This is a genomic window from Variovorax guangxiensis (assembly GCF_003952165.1).
Taxonomy (GTDB): Bacteria; Pseudomonadota; Gammaproteobacteria; order Burkholderiales; family Burkholderiaceae_C; genus Variovorax; species Variovorax guangxiensis.
In genome coordinates, this window is the sequence record NZ_RXFT01000002.1 from 531,531 (window position 1) to 552,495 (window position 20,965).

General features: G+C 67.9%; 20 protein-coding genes. 18 read left to right on the forward strand and 2 right to left on the reverse strand.

The genetic code is table 11. The annotated features are described in order from the left end of the window. Window positions 1–39: 39 nt before the first annotated feature. The 7 genes from EJP67_RS08065 to ubiA all read left to right on the forward strand — a co-directional run bounded on the left by EJP67_RS08065 (window position 40) and on the right by ubiA (window position 13,202). Window positions 40–7,560 carry a non-ribosomal peptide synthetase gene (locus tag EJP67_RS08065; RefSeq protein ID WP_126021194.1) on the forward strand — a complete coding sequence of 2,507 codons (7,521 nt, stop codon included), beginning with the start codon at window positions 40–42 and terminating at the stop codon, window positions 7,558–7,560. A 1-nt stretch (window position 7,561) separates the two neighbouring features. Beyond that, window positions 7,562–8,884: a glycosyltransferase gene (locus EJP67_RS08070; protein ID WP_126021195.1), complete on the forward strand. Its 1,323-nt coding sequence runs from the start codon at window positions 7,562–7,564 to the stop codon at window positions 8,882–8,884. 30 nt (window positions 8,885–8,914) lie between these two features. Continuing rightward, a complete protein-coding gene (locus EJP67_RS08075; RefSeq protein ID WP_126021196.1) occupies window positions 8,915–9,136 on the forward strand; it encodes an MbtH family protein in 222 nt (73 codons plus the stop codon). Window positions 9,137–9,302: 166 nt separating this feature from the next. Beyond that, entirely contained in the window at window positions 9,303–10,544 is a 1,242-nt protein-coding gene (locus EJP67_RS08080; protein WP_126021197.1) for an acyltransferase family protein, read from the forward strand. A 73-nt stretch (window positions 10,545–10,617) separates the two neighbouring features. Then, a complete protein-coding gene (locus tag EJP67_RS08085; protein WP_126021198.1) occupies window positions 10,618–11,583 on the forward strand; it encodes a LysR substrate-binding domain-containing protein in 966 nt (321 codons plus the stop codon). 154 nt (window positions 11,584–11,737) lie between these two features. Then, a complete protein-coding gene (locus tag EJP67_RS08090) occupies window positions 11,738–12,313 on the forward strand; it encodes a Dps family protein (protein WP_126021199.1) in 576 nt (191 codons plus the stop codon). Beyond that, window positions 12,303–13,202 carry a 4-hydroxybenzoate octaprenyltransferase gene (gene ubiA, locus EJP67_RS08095; protein WP_126021200.1) on the forward strand — a complete coding sequence of 300 codons (900 nt, stop codon included), beginning with the start codon at window positions 12,303–12,305 and terminating at the stop codon, window positions 13,200–13,202. Before EJP67_RS08090 ends, ubiA begins: the two co-directional genes overlap by 11 nt. A gap of 48 nt (window positions 13,203–13,250) precedes the next feature. Here ubiA and proC read toward each other — a convergent pair whose 3' ends face one another. Both proC and EJP67_RS08105 read right to left on the reverse strand, forming a co-directional pair. Continuing rightward, on the reverse strand, window positions 13,251–14,108 hold the full coding sequence (proC, locus tag EJP67_RS08100) for a pyrroline-5-carboxylate reductase (protein ID WP_126021201.1): 858 nt from the start codon (window positions 14,106–14,108) through the stop codon (window positions 13,251–13,253). Beyond that, window positions 14,105–15,277 (reverse strand): esterase-like activity of phytase family protein, encoded by a 1,173-nt coding sequence (locus tag EJP67_RS08105; RefSeq protein ID WP_420824259.1) that lies wholly within the window; start codon window positions 15,275–15,277, stop codon window positions 14,105–14,107. Before EJP67_RS08105 ends, proC begins: the two co-directional genes overlap by 4 nt. A 214-nt stretch (window positions 15,278–15,491) precedes the next feature. Here EJP67_RS08105 and rplN point away from each other — a divergent pair, with 214 nt between their 5' ends. From rplN to secY, 11 genes are read left to right on the forward strand one after another with little or no spacing between them, the layout of a single operon-like run. Beyond that, the gene (gene rplN / locus EJP67_RS08110; protein WP_009124801.1) at window positions 15,492–15,860 is read left to right on the forward strand and encodes a 50S ribosomal protein L14; all 369 of its coding nucleotides are present in this window, start codon (window positions 15,492–15,494) and stop codon (window positions 15,858–15,860) included. 12 nt (window positions 15,861–15,872) lie between these two features. Further along, window positions 15,873–16,205, forward strand: coding sequence for a 50S ribosomal protein L24 (gene rplX, locus EJP67_RS08115; protein WP_019653967.1), 333 nt, complete (start codon window positions 15,873–15,875; stop codon window positions 16,203–16,205). 11 nt (window positions 16,206–16,216) lie between these two features. Continuing rightward, window positions 16,217–16,756: a 50S ribosomal protein L5 gene (gene rplE / locus EJP67_RS08120; RefSeq protein WP_093196100.1), complete on the forward strand. Its 540-nt coding sequence runs from the start codon at window positions 16,217–16,219 to the stop codon at window positions 16,754–16,756. Between the two features lie 8 nt (window positions 16,757–16,764). After that, window positions 16,765–17,070, forward strand: coding sequence for a 30S ribosomal protein S14 (gene rpsN / locus EJP67_RS08125; protein WP_019653969.1), 306 nt, complete (start codon window positions 16,765–16,767; stop codon window positions 17,068–17,070). A 20-nt stretch (window positions 17,071–17,090) separates the two neighbouring features. Then, a complete protein-coding gene (gene rpsH, locus EJP67_RS08130; RefSeq protein WP_081267428.1) occupies window positions 17,091–17,486 on the forward strand; it encodes a 30S ribosomal protein S8 in 396 nt (131 codons plus the stop codon). 24 nt (window positions 17,487–17,510) lie between these two features. Next, entirely contained in the window at window positions 17,511–18,044 is a 534-nt protein-coding gene (gene rplF, locus EJP67_RS08135) for a 50S ribosomal protein L6 (protein WP_126021202.1), read from the forward strand. A gap of 14 nt (window positions 18,045–18,058) precedes the next feature. Then, window positions 18,059–18,424: a 50S ribosomal protein L18 gene (rplR, locus tag EJP67_RS08140; protein ID WP_026346312.1), complete on the forward strand. Its 366-nt coding sequence runs from the start codon at window positions 18,059–18,061 to the stop codon at window positions 18,422–18,424. Between the two features lie 18 nt (window positions 18,425–18,442). After that, entirely contained in the window at window positions 18,443–18,961 is a 519-nt protein-coding gene (rpsE, locus tag EJP67_RS08145; protein WP_125950502.1) for a 30S ribosomal protein S5, read from the forward strand. 35 nt (window positions 18,962–18,996) lie between these two features. Then, window positions 18,997–19,179, forward strand: a complete 183-nt coding sequence (gene rpmD, locus EJP67_RS08150; protein WP_019653974.1) for a 50S ribosomal protein L30 — start codon at window positions 18,997–18,999, stop codon at window positions 19,177–19,179. A gap of 11 nt (window positions 19,180–19,190) precedes the next feature. Continuing rightward, window positions 19,191–19,622, forward strand: a complete 432-nt coding sequence (gene rplO / locus EJP67_RS08155; RefSeq protein ID WP_019653975.1) for a 50S ribosomal protein L15 — start codon at window positions 19,191–19,193, stop codon at window positions 19,620–19,622. 27 nt (window positions 19,623–19,649) lie between these two features. Continuing rightward, window positions 19,650–20,963 (forward strand): preprotein translocase subunit SecY, encoded by a 1,314-nt coding sequence (secY, locus tag EJP67_RS08160; RefSeq protein ID WP_019653976.1) that lies wholly within the window; start codon window positions 19,650–19,652, stop codon window positions 20,961–20,963. Window positions 20,964–20,965 lie beyond the last annotated feature (2 nt).

The following is a 20,965-nucleotide window of genomic DNA, read 5'->3' on the forward strand; positions in this document are numbered from 1 at the left end:
ACGATCGCTGCCGATTCAATTCAAGACGTGGAGAAGTTCATGAGCACGGTCGATCCCCTGGGTGCCGCACCGGTCCTCACAACAGGCCAGATGGCGATGTGGCTCGGCGCGAAGTTCGCCTCGCCCGACACCAACTTCAACCTCGCCGAAGCCATCGAGATCGAGGGCTGGATCGATCCCGACGTCTTCATTGCTGCGATGCGGCAGGTCACCGAGGAAGCCGAGGCCACGCGCCTGAGCTTCGTCGACACGGCTCACGGTCCGCGGCAGGTGGTGGCGCCCGTCTTCACCGGCGAGATGCCGTTCCTGGACTTCAGCGGCGAGCCCGATCCTTCCGCTGCCGCGCAGGCCTGGATGCAGGCCGACTTCACGCGCAAGGACGACCTCGCGCGCGACCAGCTCTGGATGTCGGCGCTGATCCGCCTCGCCGACGACCACCACGTCTGGTACCACCGCAGCCATCACATCGTGCTCGACGGCTTCGGCGGCGGGCTCATCGCGCGCCGCTTCGCCGACGTCTACAGCGCCCGCATCGCCGGCACCGAAGTGCCCGAGGCATCGCGCCTCGCGCCCATTTCGCAATTGATGGAGGAAGACAAGGCCTATCGCGAATCGGGTCGATTCCCGCGCGACCGGCAGTACTGGACCGAGCGCTTCGCCGACGCGCCCGACCCGCTGAGCCTGGCCTCGCAGCGCTCGGTGAACGTCGGCGGCCTGTTGCGCCAGACCGCCTACCTGCCGGCCGAAAGCGTGCGCGCCCTGGCCGACATCGCGCAGCAGCTCGGCGCCACGCTGCCGCAGATCCTGATCGCGACCACCGCCGCCTACCTGTACCGCGCCACCGGCGTCGAGGACATGGTGATCGGCATTCCCGTCACCGCGCGGCACAACGACCGCATGCGCCGCGTGCCCGCGATGGTGGCCAACGCGCTGCCGCTGCGCCTGGCGATGCGCCCCGACCTGCCGGTGGCAGAGCTGATCGCCGAAGTGGGGCGGCAGATGCGGCAGATCCTGCGGCACCAGTCCTACCGCTACGAGCATCTGCGCAGCGACCTCAACATGCTGGTGAACAACCGGCAGCTCTTCACCACGGTGGTCAACGTCGAGCCCTTCGACTACGACTTCCGCTTCGCCGGCCACGCCGCATGGCCGCGCAACCTGTCCAACGGCACGGCCGAGGACCTGGGCATCTTTTTGTACGAGCGCGGCAACGGGCAGGACCTGCAGATCGACTTCGACGCCAACCCCGCGATCCACACTGCGCAATCGCTGGCCGACCACCAGCGCCGGCTGCTGGCCTTCATGAAGGCGGTGATCCGCCAGCCCGCACAGGCCATCGGCCACGTCGACCTGCTCGATGCCGCCGAGCGAGAGCAGCTGCTGGTGACGTGGAACGACACGATGCACGCAGTGCCCGAGACGAACGTCGTCGCGCTCATCGAAGCGCAGCTCGCCGCCAACCCGCAAGGCATCGCACTGCGCTTCGAGGGCGAGGCGATGAGCAACGAGGAACTCGACCACCGCGCCAACCGCCTCGCGCACCTGCTGCGCGCGCATGGCGCAGGCCCCGAGCGCACCGTGGCGCTGGCCATTCCGCGTTCCTTCGACCTGATGGTGGCGCTGCTCGCCACGCTGAAGACCGGCGCCGCCTACCTGCCGGTGGACCCGGACTTTCCGCAGGACCGCATCGCCTTCATGCTCGGCGACGCGCGGCCCGCCTGCCTCGTCACCACCGAAGCGCTCGCGGAGTCGCTGCCGGCAGATGTACCGAAGCTTCTGCTCGATGTAGCGCAAACGTTTGCTGCAATGGCGAATAGCGACGATGCAACGCCCGTCGTGGCCATCGACCCCGCGCATCCGGCCTACGTGATCTACACCTCCGGCTCCACCGGCAAGCCCAAGGGCGCGGTGGTGTCGCACCGCGCCATCGTCAACCGCCTGCGCTGGATGCAGGACCGCTACCGCCTGAAGGCCGATGACCGCGTGCTGCAGAAGACGCCGTCGAGCTTCGACGTGTCGGTGTGGGAATTCTTCTGGCCGCTGATCGACGGCGCCACGCTGGTGCTCGCGAAGCCCGGCGGCCACAAGGACGCGGCCTACCTCGCGAAGCTGATCGCCGATGAAGGCATCACCACCGCGCATTTCGTGCCGTCGATGCTGGAAGTGTTCCTGCTCGAGCCGAAGGCGCGCGAGTGCGCCTCGCTGCGGCGCGTGATCTGCAGCGGCGAGGCACTGTCGCCCGCGCTGGTGTCGCAGTTCCAGCGGCAGCTGCCGTGCGAGCTGCACAACCTCTACGGACCGACCGAGGCCGCGGTCGACGTCACTTCGTGGGAGTGCCCGCGCGAGGCTGAGGACGCGCCGTCTTCGCGCAGCAGCGTGCCCATCGGCCGGCCGATCTGGAACACGCAGATGCATGTGCTCGACAGCGGCCTGCAGCCCGTGCCTCCCGGCACCGCGGGCGAGCTGTACATCGCGGGCGTCGGCCTCGCGCGCGGCTATCTCGAGCGCCCGCTGCTGAGCGCCGAGCGCTTCGTGGCCAACCCTTACGGCGAGCCCGGCAGCCGCATGTACCGCACCGGCGACCTCGCGCGCTGGCGCGAGGACGGCAGCCTCGACTTCCTGGGCCGCGCCGACCAGCAGGTGAAGATCCGCGGCCTGCGCATCGAGCCCGGCGAGATCGAATCGGCGCTGCTGCAGCACGCGCAGGTCGCGCAGGCTGCGGTGGTCGCGCGGGAAGACGTGCCGGGCGAGAAGCGCCTCGTGGCCTACGTGGTGGCCGCCGAGGGTGCCGATCCGCAGGCGGCCGATCTGCGCACCCACCTCGCGCAGTCGCTGCCCGAGTACATGGTGCCCTCGGCCTTCGTCAACGTGCCGGCGCTGCCGCTGGGCCCCAGCGGCAAGCTCGACCGCCGCGCGCTGCCCGCGCCCGAGCTGCAGGCGGCCACGCCCTATGTGGCGCCGCGCACGCACACCGAGAAGACCCTCGCGCGCCTCTGGGCCGAGACGCTGCACCTGCCGCGCGTGGGCATCGAGGACAACTTCTTCGAGCTCGGCGGGCACTCGCTGATGATCGTGCAGCTGATCTCGATGATCCGGCAGCAGTTCATGATCGACCTGCCGCTGGACACGCTGTTCCAGGTCTCCACCATCGCCGGCCTCGCCGAGCTGCTCGACCAGGCCTCGCAGGCGAGGCCGAGCCTCGTGCCGATGCCGCGTCCGGCGCGCATTCCGCTGTCGTTCGCGCAGCGCCGCCTTTGGCTGATGAACCAACTGGAGAACGCCAACCCCGCCTACAACATGCCGCTGGCGCTGCGCCTGTCGGGCACGCTCGACCGCGCCGCACTGCAGTGGGCGCTCGACGACCTGGTGCAGCGCCACGAGAGCCTGCGCACCATCTACCCGAGCAAGGACGGGCTGCCCTACCAGCACATCCTCCAAGGCGAACAGGCCCGCGCGCTGCTGGTCGAGGCCGACAGCAGCGAGGACGGGATCGCCGCGCAGCTGCACGCCGCCGCCCGCACCGGCTTCGACCTCGGCACCACCGCGCCGCTGCGGCCGCAGCTCTTCAGGCTGGCCGATGACGAGCACGTGCTGCTGCTGCTCACCCACCACATCGTGGGCGACGGCGCCTCCCTGCTGCCGCTGGCGCGCGACTTGAGCGTGGCCTACGCCGCGCGCAGCGAAGGCAAGGCGCCTGGCTGGGCGCCGCTGCCGCTGCAGTACGCCGACTACGCGCTGTGGCAGCAGGAGCTGCTGGGCAGCGAAGACGACCCCGAGAGCATGGCCGGCCGCCAGCGCGAGTTCTGGCGCGAGACCCTGCGCGACCTGCCCGAGCGGCTGAGCCTGCCGGTCGACCGCCCGCATCCGGCCGTGCCCAGCTACCGCGGCGACGTGGTGCCGCTGCAGATTCCGCCGCAGGTGCACGAGCGCATGCTGCAGCTGGCGCGCGACGGCCAGGCCAGCGTCTTCATGGTGCTGCAGGCCGCGCTTGCGGGGCTGCTCAACCGGCTGGGCGCGGGGGACGACATCGTCATAGGAACGCCGGTGGCAGGCCGCAGCGATCACGCGCTGGACGAGCTCATCGGCTGCTTCGTCAACGCGCTGGTGCTGCGCACCGACCTCGCGGGCCAGCCCAGCCTGCGCGAGCTGGTCGCGCGGGTGCGCGCCACCAACCTCGCGGCCTATGCGAACCAGGAGTTCCCGTACGACCGCATCGTGGAGCTGCTGCGCCCGCAGCGCGGCGGCGCGAACCTGCCGCTGTTCCAGGTGATGCTGGGCTTCCAGAGCGGCAGCAACCGGCTCTCGTTCGGCCTGCCGGGCCTGTCGATCACGCCGCAGCCGGTGGAGGTGGACACGGCCAAGTTCGACCTGTCCTTCATCCTCGACGAGCAGCGCGGCGCCGACGGGCTGCCCGGCGGCATCGCGGGCGGCATCCAGTTCAGCATCGACATCTTCGACCGCGCGACCGTCGAGGCCATCGGCCAGCGGCTCGTGCGCCTGCTGGAGCAGGCCTGCGATGCGCCCGATGCCGCGCTGGGCGGCCTGGACATCCTCGGCGACGAGGAGCGCCATCGCCTGCTGGCCGACTGGAGCGGCAGGAGTGCCGGCACGCGCGACGACATCGCGCCGCTCTCGCTCGCGGCCATGGTGGAGGCGCACGCCGCCGCGCGCCCGCATGCGGCGGCGGTGGTGCTCGACGACGCCTCGGTGGTGAGCTATGCCGCGCTCGACGTGCGCGCCAACAGGCTCGCGCACCTGCTGCACGGGCGGGGCGTGGGCGCGGGCCACATCGTCGCCACGGTGCTGCCGCGTTCGCTCGACCTCGTGGTGGCGCACCTCGCCATCGTGAAGGCCGGCGCGGCCTACCTGCCCGTCGATCCGAACCACATGGCCGGGCGCAGCGCCTTCGTGTTCGAGGAGGCGGCGCCTGCCGCGGTGCTGACGCACACGTCGCTGCTGCCGGAACTGGCCGGCATTGCGCGCTGCCTCGCACTCGACAGCGACGAGACCGTCACAGCGCTGGCCATCCAGTCGGACGGGCCCGTGGCGCAGCCGCGCGCGGCCGACCCGCGCGATGCTGCCTACGTCATCTACACCTCCGGCTCCACCGGCAAGCCCAAGGGCGTGGTGGTGCCGCACCAAGGGTTGAGCAGCCTCGGCGCCTCGATGGCGCAGCGCTTCGCCATCGACCACGGCTCGCGCGTGCTGCAGTTCTCTTCCAGCGGCTTCGACGCTTCGGTGATGGATCTGCTCATGGCCTTCCACGCCGGCGCCGCGCTGGTGGTGCCCTCGGCGCAGCAGGTGCTGGGCGTGGAACTGGCCGCGCTGATCGACAGGCTGGCCGTGAGCCACGCGCTGATTCCGCCGGCCGCGCTCGCGACGCTGCCCGAGGGCGAGTACCCGTACCTGCGGACGGTGGTGGTGGGCGGCGATGCCTGCTCCGCCGAACTGGCCGCGCGCTGGTCCAGGGGCCGCCGCATGGTCAACGCCTACGGCCCGACCGAGATCACCATCTGTGCGAGCACCAGCGCGCCGATGAACGGCGATGAGCCGCCCACCATCGGCACCCCGGTGTGGAACACGCGCGTGTACGTGCTCGACGACGCGCTGCAGCCGGTGCCGCCAGGCGTGGCGGGCGAGCTCTACATCGCGGGCGGCGGCGTCGCGCGCGGCTACCTGAACCGCGCGTTGCTGAGCGCCGAGCGCTTCGTCGCCGATCCCTTCGGCGAGCCCGGCAGCCGCATGTACCGCAGCGGCGACCTGGTGCGCTGGCGCAACGACGGCAGTCTCGACTTCCTCGGCCGCGCCGACCAGCAGGTGAAGATCCGCGGCTACCGCATCGAGCCCGGCGAGATCGAATCGGTGCTGCTGCGCCATCCGCAGGTGACGCAGGCGGCCGTCATCGCGCGCGAGGACGTGCCGGGCGAGAAGCGCCTGGTGGCCTACGTGGTGGCATCGTCCGATCCGCAGCCCGCCGAGCTGCGCGCCCACATGGCGCAGTCGCTGCCCGACTACATGGTGCCCTCGGCCTTCGTGCACCTGCCGTTCCTGCCGCTCACACAGAGCGGCAAGCTCGACCGCAGGGCGCTGCCCGCGCCTGAGCAGCAGGCCGACTCGGCATATGTCGAGCCGCGCACCGCCACCGAAAGGCAGCTGGCCGCGCTGTGGGCCGAGACCCTTCACCTGGAGCGCGTGGGCATCCACGACAACTTCTTCGAGCTCGGCGGGCATTCGCTGATGGCGATCCAGCTCGGCATGCGCATCCGCCAGCAGGTGCGCGCGGACTTCCCGCATGCCGAGGTCTACAACCGCCCGACCGTCGCGGCGCTGGCCGCATGGCTGGACGACAACACGGCCGGCGCCGAGGCGCTGGATCTGTCGCGCGAACTCGACCTGCCGGCGCACATCCGCAAGCAGGACACCGCGCCGCCGCTGGCCCCGCAGCGCGTGTTCCTCACCGGCGCCAGCGGCTTCGTCGGCAGCCACCTGCTGGCCGCGCTGCTGCGCGACACCACCACCCGCGTGGTCTGCCACGTGCGTGCCGCCGACGAGGAAGCCGGCAGGCGCCGCCTGCAGCTCACGCTGGCGGAGCGGCAGCTGGGTGCGATCTGGGACGACGCGCGCATCAAGGTCGTGACCGGCGATCTCGGCAAGCCGCGCCTGGGGCTGGACGACAGCGCGGTGCAGCTGGTGCGCGAGGGCTGCGACGCCATCTACCACTGCGCGGCGCAGGTGGACTTCCTGCATCCCTACGCGAGCCTGAAGCCGGCCAATGTCGACAGCGTGGTCACGCTGCTCGAATGGACCGCGCAGGGCCGGCCGAAGAGCATGCACTACGTGTCGACGCTGGCGGTGATCGACCAGAACAACGGCAAGGAAGGCGCCACCGTCACCGAGCAGTCGGCGCTGGCCTCCTGGCGCGGGCTGGTCGACGGCTACAGCCAGAGCAAGTGGGTGGGCGACGCGCTGGCGCGCGAGGCGCAGTCGCGCGGCATGCCGGTGGCGATCTACCGGCTGGGCGCGGTCACGGGCGACCACACGCACGCGATCTGCAACGCCGACGACCTGATCTGGCGCGTGGCGCATCTCTATGCCGACCTCGAAGCCATTCCCGACATGGACCTGCCGCTGAACCTCACGCCGGTAGACGACGTGGCGCGCGCCATCCTCGGCCTCGCGGCACTGCAGTCCTCGTGGGGCCAGGTGTTCCACCTGACGAGCCAGCAGGCGCTGCGGGTGCGCGACATTCCGGCCGTGTTCGAGCGGCTCGGCATGCGGCTCGAACCCGTCGGGCTCGAACCGTGGCTGCAGCGCGCGCATGCGCGGCTCGCCGTGGGGCAGGACCGCGACCTCGCGGCGGTGCTGGCGATCCTCGACCGCTACGACACCTCGGCCACGCCGCCGAAGGTGAGCGGCGAGGCCACGCACGCGCAGCTGCAGGCCATCGGCGCGGCGATCCGCCCGGTGGACCGCGACCTGCTGCAGCGCTACTTCGTCGACCTGGGCATCGACACCAAGGCGCGCCCTCCGGTCGAGACCAGCGCATCGCAGGTGGCCTGAGATGGCGCGCTATCTCATCGCGGCAACCGCGCTGCCGGGACACGTGCTGCCGATGCTGGCCATCGCGCAGCATCTGTTGGGCCTCGGGCACGAGGTGCGGGTGCACACCGCCAGCCGCTTCCGCGCGCAGGCCGAGGCCACCGGCGCGGGCTTCACGCCCTTCGACGCCTCCATCGACTTCGACCACCACGAACTCGACCAGCGCTTTCCGCAGCGCCAGCGGCTGCCGTCGGCGCATGCGCAGCTGTGCTTCGGGCTCAAGCACTTCTTCGCCGACGCCATGGCGGCGCAACGGGCCGGGCTGGAGGCGATCCTGCGCGACTTCGCGGCCGACGCGATCGTGGTCGATACCATGTTCTGCGGCACCTTCCCGCTGCTGCTGGGGCCGCGCGAGCAGCGCCCGGCCATCGTGGCCATCGGCATCTCGGCGCTGCCGCTGTCGAGCTGCGACACCGCCTTCTTCGGCACCGCGCTGCCGCCGTCGTCCACGCCGGAAGGGCGGGTGCGCAACCGCGCGATGAACGCCAACCTCAGGCAGGCGATGTTCGGCGAGGTGCAGCGCTACTTCGACGCGCTGCTGACTTGCGCGGGCCTGCCGGCACTGCCCGAGTTCTTCATCGACGCGATGGTGAAGCTGCCGGACCTGTACCTGCAGCTCACTTCCGAATCCTTCGAATACCCGCGCAGCGACCTGCCGGCCTCGGTGCGCTTCGTCGGCCCGCTGCTGGCGCCGGCCAGCCGCGACTTCGTGGAGCCCGACTGGTGGCACGAGCTGGACGACGGCCGAGCCGTGGTGCTGGTGACGCAGGGCACGCTGGCCAACCAGAACCCGTCGCAGCTGATCGGGCCGACCCTGCAGGGGCTGGCCGGCGCCGGCGACATCCAGGTCATCGCGACCACCGGCGGCCCGCAGCCCGAGGCGCTGAACATGGCGGTGCCGGCGAATGCGCGCGTGCTGCCCTTCCTACCCTACGACCGGCTGCTGCCCAAGGTCCACGCGATGGTCACCAACGGCGGCTACGGCTCGGTCAACCACGCGCTGAGCCTCGGCGTGCCGCTGGTGGTGGCTGGCGCCACCGAGGAGAAGCCCGAGATCGCCGCGCGCGTGGCGTGGTCGGGGGCAGGCATCAACCTGGGCAATGGACAGCCCACCGCGCGCCAGATCGGCGACGCGGTGCGCAGGCTGCTGAACGACCCCGCCTACCGCCAGCGCGCGGGCGCGCTGCGCGACGACTTCGCGCGGCATCACGCGCTCACCGGGATATCGGCCGCGCTCGAGGCGCTGCGCGAGGCCGCTGCTGCCGAATCCGTGGAAATGGCCTGATTGAAGACGAACCCCGCAAGGAAACCGACGATGAGCAACCCGTTTGACGACAAGAACGGCACCTTCCAGGTGCTGGTGAACGACGAAGGCCAGCACTCGCTGTGGCCCGCCTTCATCGACGTGCCCGCCGGCTGGAAGGTGGCGCTGCCCGCCACCGACAGGGCCGCCTGCGGCGCCTACATCGAGGCGAACTGGACGGACATGCGCCCGCGCTCCCTTGCGGCGAAGGATCTCGATGCTGCCGGCGCATGAGGGTGTTCGCCCTGCACCGGCGCGGCGCCGCATGGGCGTATGCGTCGCGCCTGCGCTCGTCCGCCGCCGGTGATGTGAGCGCCGCCTCCGGCGAGCGGAAGGAACGCGCCGCCTCTGCCGAAGGGAGGCGGGAAAAGCCGCGGCAGCGGGGCGGGCCGAGCCGGCGATGAGCGTCTTCTCTGCCTGGCCGTACTTCGTGCTCGTGCCGGTGATGCTCGGCGCGATGGCGCTCCCGGTGTTCCGCGCGGCCGACGAGCCGCGGCACAGTTCACGCGACCACCGCACCGCCACGCTCGACGGGCTGCGCGGCTTTCTCGCGCTGAGCGTGTTCGTGCATCACCTGATGGTGACCCATGGCTACATCGAGCATGGCGAGTGGACTTTTCCGCCCTCGGGCTTCCACACGCTGCTGGGGCAGGCGGGCGTGGGCGTCTTCTTCATGATCACCGGCGTCCTGTTCTGGGGAAAGCTGCTCGACGCGAAGGGGCGGCCGGACTGGCGCGGCCTGTATGCCGGCCGGCTCTGGCGCATCGGCCCGACTTATCTGCTGGCGGTGGGCTTGATGTTTCTTGTCGTCGCATGGCGCACCGGCTTCGAGCTCAGGGAGCCGGTGTGGTCCCTGCTCGGCGCAGTGCTGCAGTGGCTGGCCCTCGGCATCTGGCCGCTGCAGCCGGACATCAACGGCTATGCCGGCACGACGCTGATCCTCGCTGGCGTGACGTGGACGGTCTTCGTGGAGTGGCTGTTCTACGGGGCGCTGCGGCCGATGGCGCCGCTCGCGCGCGGCGATCGCACACCCCGGTTCGTGCTCGGTCTCATGCTGCTGCTGTGCCTGCCCTTGCTGTGCTTCGCGGCGCTGTCGCCGGGCGCCACGCCCTCGCGGCCTACGCTCGCGCTGGTGATCGGGGCACTGGCCTGGGTGCTGGCATCGTTTCTCATGGGCATGCTGTCGGCCTGGCTGGTTCGGCGCGGCGGGCCGAAACTGCCGCAGCGATCGGCTTCACTGCTCGCGCTGGCCTGCCTTGGAGGCGTCTTCCTGGGCTTCGAGCACATGGTCGGTCCAGTGCAGGTGCTGCTGCTCTGGGTGTTCTTCCACCTGGTGTGCACCGGCAGCACCCTCTTCGGCCTGCTGGCCACGCGCGCGGCCCGGCGCATGAGCACGGTGAGCTACAGCATCTACCTGCTGCAGGGGCTGGTGCTGACGCTGGTGTTCGGCCTGCGGCCGGTGAGAGAGTTCGCGATGGCCGGGGCGATGCAGTACTGGCTGGTGGGCACCGCCTGCGCGCTGCTGCTGGTGGCGGCCTCGGTGGTCAGCTACCGGCTGGTCGAGAAGCCGGGAATCGCGCGGGGCCGGCGCCTGCGGGCCGGGCCGCGCGGGATGCCCGCGGCGCAGGCGGCGGGGCCTTGAACGGGGATGGCCGTGGTCCTGAAGACCCCAGGCCATCCTCATGACACACCCTTGCGCATAATTGACGCAAGCTATGACTCTCACCGAACTCAAATACATCGTCGCAGTGGCCCGCGAAAGGCACTTCGGCAAGGCGGCCGAGGCCTGCTACGTTTCGCAGCCGACCCTCTCGGTTGCGATCAAGAAGCTCGAGGACGAACTCGAGGTCAAGCTCTTCGAGCGCAGTGCCGGCGAAGTGACCGTCACGCCGCTGGGCGAGCAGATCGTGCAGCAGGCCCAGAGCGTGCTCGACCAGGCAGCCAGCATCAAGGAGATCGCCAAGCGCGGCAAGGACCCGCTGGCCGGCCCGCTGAACCTGGGCGTGATCTACACCATCGGCCCGTACCTGCTGCCCGACCTCGTGCGCCAGGTGATCGCGCGCACGCCGCAGATGCCGCTGGTGCTGCAGGAGAACTTCACCGCCAAGCTGCTGGAGATGCTGCGCGCCGGCGAGATCGACTGCGCCATCATGGCCGAGCCCTTTCCCGACACCGGCCTCGCGATGGCGCCGCTGTACGACGAGCCCTTCATGGCGGCGCTGCCCAACAAGCACAAGTTCGCCGACCGCGAATCCATCACGTCCGAAGAACTGCAGAGCGAGACCATGCTGCTGCTGGGCACCGGCCATTGCTTCCGCGACCACGTGCTGGAGGTGTGCCCGGAGTTCGCGCGCTTCTCGAGCAACGCCGAGGGCATCCGCAAGAGCTTCGAGGGCTCGTCGCTCGAGACCATCAAGCACATGGTGGCCTCGGGCATGGGCGTGACGCTGGTGCCGCGCCTGTCGGTGCCGGCCGATGCGCTCAAGCCCAAGGTCAAGGGCCGCAAGGAGGCCGAGCAGATGGTGCGCTACCTGCCGGTGCGCGACGCGCAGGACCGCGACCCGCCCACGCGTCGCGTGGTGCTCGCATGGCGGCGCACCTTCACGCGCTACGAGGCCATCGCCGCGCTGCGCAACGCGATCTATGCGTGCGAGCTGCCGGGCGTGAAGCGCCTTTCGTAGCGGATCGAATGTCGAGAACTTGGCCTACGCGAGGGCTGTTTTGAATCGTTGATCGCTGAGATAGAGTGGCACTGTTGCGAAGCCGCGTGCCGGCTTCCAGAATCGAAGCGAACACCCCCTCCAAGAACTCGACTGAAGAAAAGGATCTCCCGCCATGGCCAAAGACTCCAAGAAACCATCGTCCGCAGCTTCCGCCGGCAAGGTGCCCAAGAAGGGCGGCAAGCAGGTCGCGCAGGAGTCGGGCAGCCGCAATGCGCCCATCATCAACATCGGCATCGAGCGCCAGGACCGCGCCGCCATTGCCGAAGGCCTGAGCCGCGTGCTGGCCGACACCTACACGCTGTACCTCACCACGCACAACTTCCACTGGAACGTGACGGGCCCGCACTTCAACTCGCTGCACGCGATGTTCATGCAGCAGTACACCGAGCTGTGGGGCGCGACCGACGTGATCGCCGAGCGGATCCGCGCACTGGGCCACTACGCCCCGGGCTCGTACGCCGAGTTCAGCAAGATCGCCACCGTGCCCGACGTGCCGCAGAACCCGCCCAAGGCGATGGAGATGGTGCGCATCCTGGTGAAGGGCCACGAGACCGTGTCGCGCATCGCGCGCGAATTCATTCCTGTCGCCGAAGAAGCCGGCGACGACCCGACGGCCGACATGCTGACCGCGCGCTGCACGGTGCACGATCAGACAGCCTGGATGCTGCGTTCCCTCCTTGAAGACTGATTCCGCTCCCCCCGTCATCGCGCCCGCGGCTCGCCGCGGGCGTTTTGCGTTGTATCTCGACCTGATCCGCTGGAACCGCCCGGCGGGCTGGCTGCTGCTGCTGTGGCCCACGCTGGGCGCGCTCTGGTTCGCGGCCGGCGGCTGGCCGGGCTGGCACCTGTTCGTCGTGTTCACGCTCGGCACCTTCCTCATGCGCAGCGCCGGCTGCTGCGTGAACGACGTGGCCGACCGCGACTTCGACCGCCACGTCAAGCGCACCGCGCAGCGGCCCGTGACCAGCGGCGAGCTGTCGGTCAAGGAGGCGCTGGGGCTGGGCGTGGTGTTGGCGCTGGTGTCCTTCGGGCTGGTGCTCACGACCAACCGCACGACGGTACTGTGGTCGTTCGCGGCGCTGGCCATTACGCTGGTTTATCCCTTCGCCAAGCGCTTCGTCTCGGTGCCGCAGGCGGTGCTGGGCATCGCATTCAGCTTCGGCATTCCGATGGCCTTCGCGGCGGTGCAGTCGACCGTGCCGCCCTTTGCGGCGGTGCTGCTCGTGGGCAACCTGTTCTGGGTGCTGGCCTACGACACCGAATACGCGATGGTCGACCGCGACGACGACCTGAAGATCGGCATGAAGACATCGGCCATCACCTTCGGCCGCTTCGATGTCGCGGCGGTAATGGCGAGCTACGCGATCTTCCTCGCGGTCTGGACCTGGGCAGGCGCCAGCCGTTCGCTGGGCGTGCTGTTTTATGTGGGCATCGCCGTGGCTGCGGCGCAAGCTCTGTGGCACTGGCGGCTGATTTACGACCGCACGCGCGAAGGCTGCTTCAAGGCATTCCGGCTGAACCACTGGCTGGGCTTCACCGTGTTCGCCGGCGTCGTGGCCGGCTACGCGCTGCGTTGAGCACGGCGCGCTGCCCGCCGGGCTTCGTGGCTCTATCCAACCAGTTGTTCAGTCGCGGCCGAATTCTTCGCCCAGTTCGGCAGCGCGCTTCTGTGCCGCGCGGATCGCGGTCTTGAACTGCGACTTCACGTCCGCCGCCTGCAGCGAGGTGATGGCCGCGTAGGTGGTGCCGCCCTTGGAGGTCACGCGCTCGCGCAGCACCGACGGCGGCTCGGTCGCGCTGTGCGCCAGCGCCGAGGCGCCGGTGAAGGTGCCGATGGCCAGCCGCTGGGCCTGCTCGGGCGAGAGGCCCATCTCGACGCCGGCCTCGGTCATTGCCTCGATGAAATAGAACACGTAGGCCGGGCCGGAGCCCGACATGGCGGTGACTGCGTCGAGGGCCGGTTCGGTGTCGACCCAGAGCAGTTCGCCGGTAGGCGCCAGCAACTGGCCGACCATCGAGCGGTCGCTGCCTTCGACGCCGGGGCGGGCATACAGGCCGGTCATGCCCTTGCCCACCAGCGCAGGCGTGTTGGGCATGGCGCGCACCACGCGCTCGGTGCCGAGCCAGCGGGCGATGCTGTCGGACGGAATGCCCGCGGCCACGCTCAGGTGCAGGGCATCGGCGGCGAAGGTGCGCACCGGCCTGGCGGCTTCGGCGAAGGTCTGGGGCTTGACCGCCCACACCACCACGCCGCAGCGCGACAGCGCCTCGCTCGCCTCGGCCCTGGCGACGATGCCGAAGGACTGGGCCAGCTTCTTCCGGGCCTCCTCGAAGGGCTCGACCACCTCGAAGGCATCCGCCGGGGTGCCTTGCTGGATCAGGCCGCCGATGATGGCGCTGGCCATGTTGCCGCCCCCGATGAAGGCGACGGGAGGCAGCGGCGCAGGGCCGGTGCGGGGCAGGAAGGTCACGGCGATGGTCATGGTCGGTCGGCGTATTCGAAGGCGGCGAACTGGGTGATTTGAAGCGGATTGAAATTGTCGTCGCTCACGACCACCAGCATGCGCCTGCCGCCGGGCAGCGGCGGGCCCCAGCACATGCCTTCGGTGTTGTCGAGCCGGGAGAGGCCCAGCGTGGCGAAGTCGGCCACCAGGGTCCTGGCCGCCGGCCGGTGGTTGCCGGGCGCCAGCGCATCGACCGCAAGCACGTCGCTGGCGGCGCGGGTGTCTATTTCATACAGGCGCAGCGAATTGCCGCGGCCGGTGGCGTAGGCGCGCTCCAGGACCAGCATGCGGTCGGCGTCGAGCATCAGGATCTCGCTCACGCCGTTGTCGGCGTAGCTTCCGGGAACGAGCGGGCGCAGCGGGATGGCGTCGGGAACGTAGGCGATCTGGCGGTCGGGCTGGCCGGTCTCCAGGTCGATCCGCGTGAAGCGGCAGGGACCGCCGGCGGCGCCCACGGCGGGTTCGGGGCCGTCCTGGATCAGGGCGTTTTCCATCGCCAGCCAGGCGAAGCGGCCGTCGGGCGTGAGGCTGACGCCCTCGAAGGTCAGGTTGTCGCGCGGGCCGCGGCGCTTTGCCGGATCGGGCTGGAACATCGCCGGCATCCGGAATTCGCGCAGGAAACGGCCGTCGCGGGCCGATTCGTACAAGGCCGGCCCGAAGCCGCGTGCGACGTCCCCCTCGCTGGTCCACAGCAGGGTGTTGGTGGCGGGGCGCAGCCGAAGGGCTTCAGGATCGGGCACAGGCAGGCCGTCGACCGCGTTGCGGCGGCTGGGCCAGGGACCGCCGCCCGGGCGTTGCAGCTGCACCACGCCGGTCGACTCCGGCGGCGCGGCCTGCGGGGAGGGCCAACGGGCGGTGTAGTAGCGGACGGGGGCGAGATCTGATCGGTCGTCGCTGATGAGCAGGTACTCACCTCGGATTGGGTCGTAGTCGATGCCCGAGAGCCCTCCGGCCGTGGTTCCTTCTATATGAAGGCGGTGCGGCCAACGCGCTTCGGCGACGAGGCGCAGCCGGCCGGGGTCCGGGTTCGGTGTCGCGCCGCCTTTGCAACCGGCCAGTGCCAGCCCCGCGAAGCCGACCCCGGCGGCCAGCAGGCGCCGGCGCTGTATTGACGAGGTCGAAAGAATGGGGTTTTCGGGCGCTTGCACGCCCCGGAGTCTAGTGGCAGTGCTCGACGGCAAGCAGGGTTGTTGACTTCCGGCTTCTCGCGTGCAACAATCGCGGGCTTCGCTTTCAAAAGGCGAAGCTTTCAGCCCAAAGCGAAAGTGTCCCGAGTGGTTCGGGGCATGGACGACGGGCCCAAGACTGACTGATTTGCCTCCCTCCTGGATGCACATCGGTACAAGTTGGGAATATCAAGAAATGATCCAAACTGAATCCCGGCTCGAAGTGGCCGACAACACGGGCGCGAAATCCGTCCTGTGTATCAAGGTGCTCGGTGGCTCCAAGCGGCGTTATGCCAGCGTGGGCGACGTCATCAAGGTCAGCATCAAGGAAGCCGCTCCGCGTGGTCGCGTCAAGAAGGGCGAGATCTACAGCGCAGTGGTGGTCCGCACCGCCAAGGGCATCCGTCGCGCCGACGGTTCGCTCGTCAAGTTCGACGGCAACGCAGCAGTGTTGCTCAACGCCAAGCTGGAGCCCATCGGCACCCGCATCTTCGGACCGGTCACGCGCGAACTGCGCACCGAGAAGTTCATGAAGATCGTGTCGCTGGCCCCCGAAGTTCTCTAAGGACACAACGCCATGAACAAGATTCGCAAGGGCGACCAGGTCATCGTGTTGGCCGGCCGCGACAAGGGCAAGCGGGGCACCGTCTCGCTGCGCAAGGACGACTCGCATGTGGTCGTCGAAGGCATCAACCTCGTCAAGAAGCACACCAAGCCGAACCCCCTGAAGGGTACGACCGGTGGCATCGTCGAGAAGGCCATGCCGATTCACCAGTCCAACGTGGCGATCTTCAACGCCGCGACCGGCAAGGCCGATCGCGTGGGCGTCAAGGTCACCCAGGATGCTGACGGCAAGCGCGTGGCTGTTCGCGTGTTCAAGTCGAGCGGCGAAGAAATCAAGTTCGCCTAAGAGGTACTCACATGGCACGTCTCCAACAACACTATCGCGAAAAGATCGCGAAAGACCTGACGGAAAAGTTCGGCTACACGTCGCCGATGCAGGTTCCGCGCCTCACCAAGATCACCCTGAACATGGGCGTGGGTGAAGCAGTCGCCGACAAGAAGGTCCTCGACAACGCCGTCGCCGACCTGACCAAGATCGCCGGCCAGAAGCCCGTGGTCACCAAGTCGAAGAAGGCCATCGCCGGCTTCAAGATCCGCGAAAACCAGCCGATCGGCTGCATGGTCACGCTGCGTGGCGTGCACATGTACGAATTCCTGGATCGCTTCGTGACCATCGCGCTGCCGCGCGTTCGCGACTTCCGTGGTATCTCCGGCCGTGCTTTCGACGGCCGTGGCAACTACAACATCGGCGTCAAGGAACAGATCATTTTCCCCGAGATCGAGTACGACAAGGTCGATGCCCTGCGCGGTCTCAATATCAGCATCACGACGACGGCCAAGACCGACGAAGAAGCCAAGGCTCTTCTCGCCGGCTTCCGTTTCCCGTTCAAGAACTGAGGTGACCTGTGGCTAAAGCATCTTTGATCCAGCGCGAACTCAAGCGCGACAAGCTGGTTGCCAAGTTCGCAGCGAAGCACGCCGAACTGAAGGCGGCTTCCAACGACCTGAAGAAGACCGAGGAAGAGCGCGCCGCTGCTCGCCTGGCGCTGCAGAAGCTGCCGCGCAACGCGAACCCCACGCGCCAGCGCAACCGTTGCGAAATCACCGGTCGTCCCCGTGGCACCTTCCGTCAATTCGGTCTGGCCCGCGCCAAGATCCGCGAACTGGCTTTCAACGGCGACATCCCCGGTGTCACCAAGGCCAGCTGGTAAGCCAGGCAGGAGCAAACAACATGAGCATGAGTGATCCCATTGCCGACCTGCTGACGCGTATCCGCAACGCGCAGATGGTGGCGAAGCCCACCGTGTCGGTCCCGTCTTCCAAGGTGAAGATCGCGATCGCACAAGTCCTGAAGGACGAGGGCTACATCGACGGCTTCCAGGTCAAGACCGAAGCCGGCAAGAGCGAACTGGAAATCTCGCTGAAGTACTACGCTGGCCGTCCGGTCATCGAGCGCATCGAGCGTGTGAGCCGCCCTGGCCTGCGTGTCTACAAGGCCAGTGCTTCCATTCCGCAAGTCCAGAACGGCCTCGGCGTCGCCATCGTCACGACCCCCAAGGGCGTGATGACCGACCGCAAGGCTCGCGCCTCCGGTGTCGGCGGCGAAGTCCTGTGCTACGTCGCCTAACCGAGACATCGAGGAGTAACTGAAATGTCCCGAGTAGGAAAATCGCCGGTCGCCATCCCCGCAGGCGTGGATGTGTCGATCAAGGAAGACCAGATCAGCGTCAAGGGTACGGGCGGCACGCTCAACCTCGCGCGCAACGCGCTGGTCAACGTCGTCAGCAAGGACGGCAAGCTGAGCTTCGAACCCGCCAACGAATCGCGTGAAGCCAACGCGATGAGCGGCACGGTTCGCCAGCTCGTGAACAACATGGTGGTCGGTGTGACCAAGGGCTTCGAGAAGAAGCTCAGCCTGATCGGCGTGGGCTACAAGGCCGCCGCCCAGGGCGCCAAGCTGAACCTCCAGGTCGGCTACTCGCACCCCGTCAACATCGACATGCCGCAAGGCATCACGGTGGCGACGCCTACCCCGACCGAAGTCGTGGTCAAGGGCGCAGACCGACAGCGCGTCGGCCAGGTGGCCGCTGAGATCCGTGCCGTTCGTCCGCCAGAGCCCTACAAGGGCAAGGGCATCCGCTATGCGGACGAGAAGATCGTGATCAAAGAGACCAAGAAGAAGTAAGGGGCAGCAAAATGATGTTGACCAAAAAAGCACAGCGTCTCCGCCGCTCGCGCCAGACCCGCATCCGCATCGCGACGCAGGGCGTGGCCCGTCTGACGGTGAATCGCACCAACCTGCACATCTACGCCACCGTCATCTCCGGCGACGGCGCCAAGGTGATTGCAACCGCATCGACGGCAGAAGCCGAAGTGCGTACCTCGCTCGGCGGTTCGGGCAAGGGTGGCAACGCTGCCGCCGCCACCGCCGTCGGCAAGCGCATCGCTGAAAAGGCGAAGGCAGCCGGCATCGAGAAGGTCGCTTTCGACCGCGCAGGTTTCGCGTACCACGGCCGCGTCAAGGCGCTGGCCGAAGCCGCCCGCGAAGCCGGCCTGCAGTTCTAACCGGACACGAGATTCAAAATGGCAAAGATTCAGGCAAGAGCTCAGAACGAAGGCCCTGAGGACGGTTTGCGCGAGAAGATGATCGCGATCAACCGCGTCACCAAGGTGGTGAAGGGTGGTCGTATCCTCGGTTTCGCAGCACTCACCGTGGTCGGTGACGGCGATGGCCGCGTCGGCATGGGCAAGGGCAAGTCGAAGGAAGTGCCCGCTGCAGTGCAGAAGGCAATGGAAGAAGCGCGTCGCAACCTGCTGAAGGTTTCGATCAAGAACGGCACGCTGCACCACCAGGTGCAAGGCCACCACGGCGCTTCGACGGTCGTGATGTACCCGGCTCCCAAGGGTACCGGCATCATCGCCGGCGGCCCGATGCGCGCCGTGTTCGAAGTGATGGGTATCACCGACATCGTGGCCAAGAGCCATGGTTCGTCGAACCCCTACAACATGGTTCGCGCCACGCTCGACGGGTTGAAGAACTCGACGACCGCCAGCGAAGTGGCTGCCAAGCGCGGCCTGACCGTCGAAGAAATCTTCGCCTGAGCGCAGGCCGTCGCAAGCCTCAAGGAAGCATTCAAATGACGCAACAACAGACCCTCAAGGTGCAACTGGTCAAGAGCCCGATCGGCACCAAGGAATCGCATCGCGCGACCGTGCGCGGCCTCGGCCTGCGCAAGCTCAACAGCGTGAGCGAGCTGCAAGACACGCCCGCGGTGCGCGGCATGATCAACAAGATCAGTTATCTGGTCAAAGTCCTGTAAGAGAGACTGATATGGAACTCAATGGCATCAAGCCGGCGGATGGCGCCAAGCACGCCAAGCGCCGTGTCGGCCGCGGTATCGGTTCCGGCCTGGGCAAGACCTCGGGTCGCGGCCACAAGGGCCAGAAGTCGCGCGCAGGCGGTTTCCACAAGGTCGGCTTCGAAGGCGGTCAAATGCCGCTGCAGCGTCGCCTGCCGAAGCGTGGTTTCAAGTCGCACCTGCTGAAGTTCAACGCCGAAGTCACGCTGACCGCTCTCGAGCAGCTCGGCCTGGCCGAAGTGGACATCCTGGCGCTGAAGCAAGCCGGCCTCGTGGGCCAGCTCGCCAAGGTCGTCAAGGTCGTGAAGACCGGTGAGCTCACCAAGGCCGTCAAGCTGACGGGCGTGGGCGCAACGGCTGGCGCCAAGGCTGCGATCGAAGCGGCCGGCGGCAGCATCGCCTGATCACCATCGGACTGAAAGAAGTTCTTCGTGGCAACTAACGCGGCAACGATCGCAAAAACAGGCAAGTTCGGCGACCTCCGTCGTCGGCTCGTCTTTTTGCTGCTCGCGCTCGTGGTCTACCGGATTGGCGCGCACATTCCTGTGCCGGGTATCAACCCGGACCAGCTGGCTGCGCTGTTCCAGGGCCAGCAGGGCGGCATTCTGAGCCTGTTCAACATGTTCTCGGGCGGTGCGCTGTCGCGCTTCACCGTGTTCGCGTTGGGGATCATGCCGTACATCTCGGCGTCGATCATCATGCAGCTGATGACCTACGTGCTTCCGACCTTCGAGCAATTGAAGAAGGAAGGCGAGGCCGGCCGCCGCAAGATCACGCAGTACACGCGCTATGGCGCGCTGGGCCTGGCCCTGTTCCAGTCGTTCAGCATCGCGGTGGCTCTCGAGTCGTCGGCAGGCCTGGTGATTTCGCCCGGCTTCGGCTTCCGCATCACCGCCATGGTGAGCCTGACGGCAGGTTCCATGTTCCTGATGTGGCTCGGTGAGCAGATCACCGAACGCGGCCTGGGCAACGGCATCTCGATCCTGATCTTCGCGGGTATCGCGGCCGGCCTGCCCAATGCCATCGGCGGCCTGCTGGAGCTGGTGCGTACCGGCGCCATGAACGTGATCGTCGCGCTCTTCATCGTCGCCGTGGTGGTGCTGGTCACCTACTTCGTGGTGTTCGTGGAACGCGGCCAGCGCAAGATCCTCGTGAACTATGCGCGGCGCCAGGTCGGCAACAAGGTGTATGGCGGTCAGTCTTCGCACCTGCCGCTGAAGCTGAACATGGCTGGCGTGATCCCGCCGATCTTCGCCTCGTCGATCATCCTGCTGCCGGCGACGGTGGTCGGCTGGTTCAGCACCGGTGACGGCGGTTTCCGCTGGATCAAGGACGTCGCCAGCGCGCTGCGTCCCGGCGAGCCGATCTACGTGCTGCTGTATGCCGCTGCGATCGTTTTCTTCTGCTTCTTCTACACGGCACTCGTGTTCAACAGCAAGGAAACGGCCGACAACCTGAAGAAGAGTGGTGCATTCATCCCGGGTATCCGCCCGGGTGACCAGACCGCTCGCTACATCGACAAGATCCTGGTTCGACTGACGCTGGCTGGCGCGGTGTACATCACCTTCGTCTGCCTGCTGCCGGAGTTCCTGATCCTGAAGTACAACGTGCCGTTCTACTTCGGTGGTACCTCCCTGCTGATCATCGTGGTCGTCACGATGGACTTCATGGCCCAGGTGCAAAACTACATGATGTCCCAGCAGTATGAATCGCTGCTGAAGAAGGCGAACTTCAAGACATCGTAGGG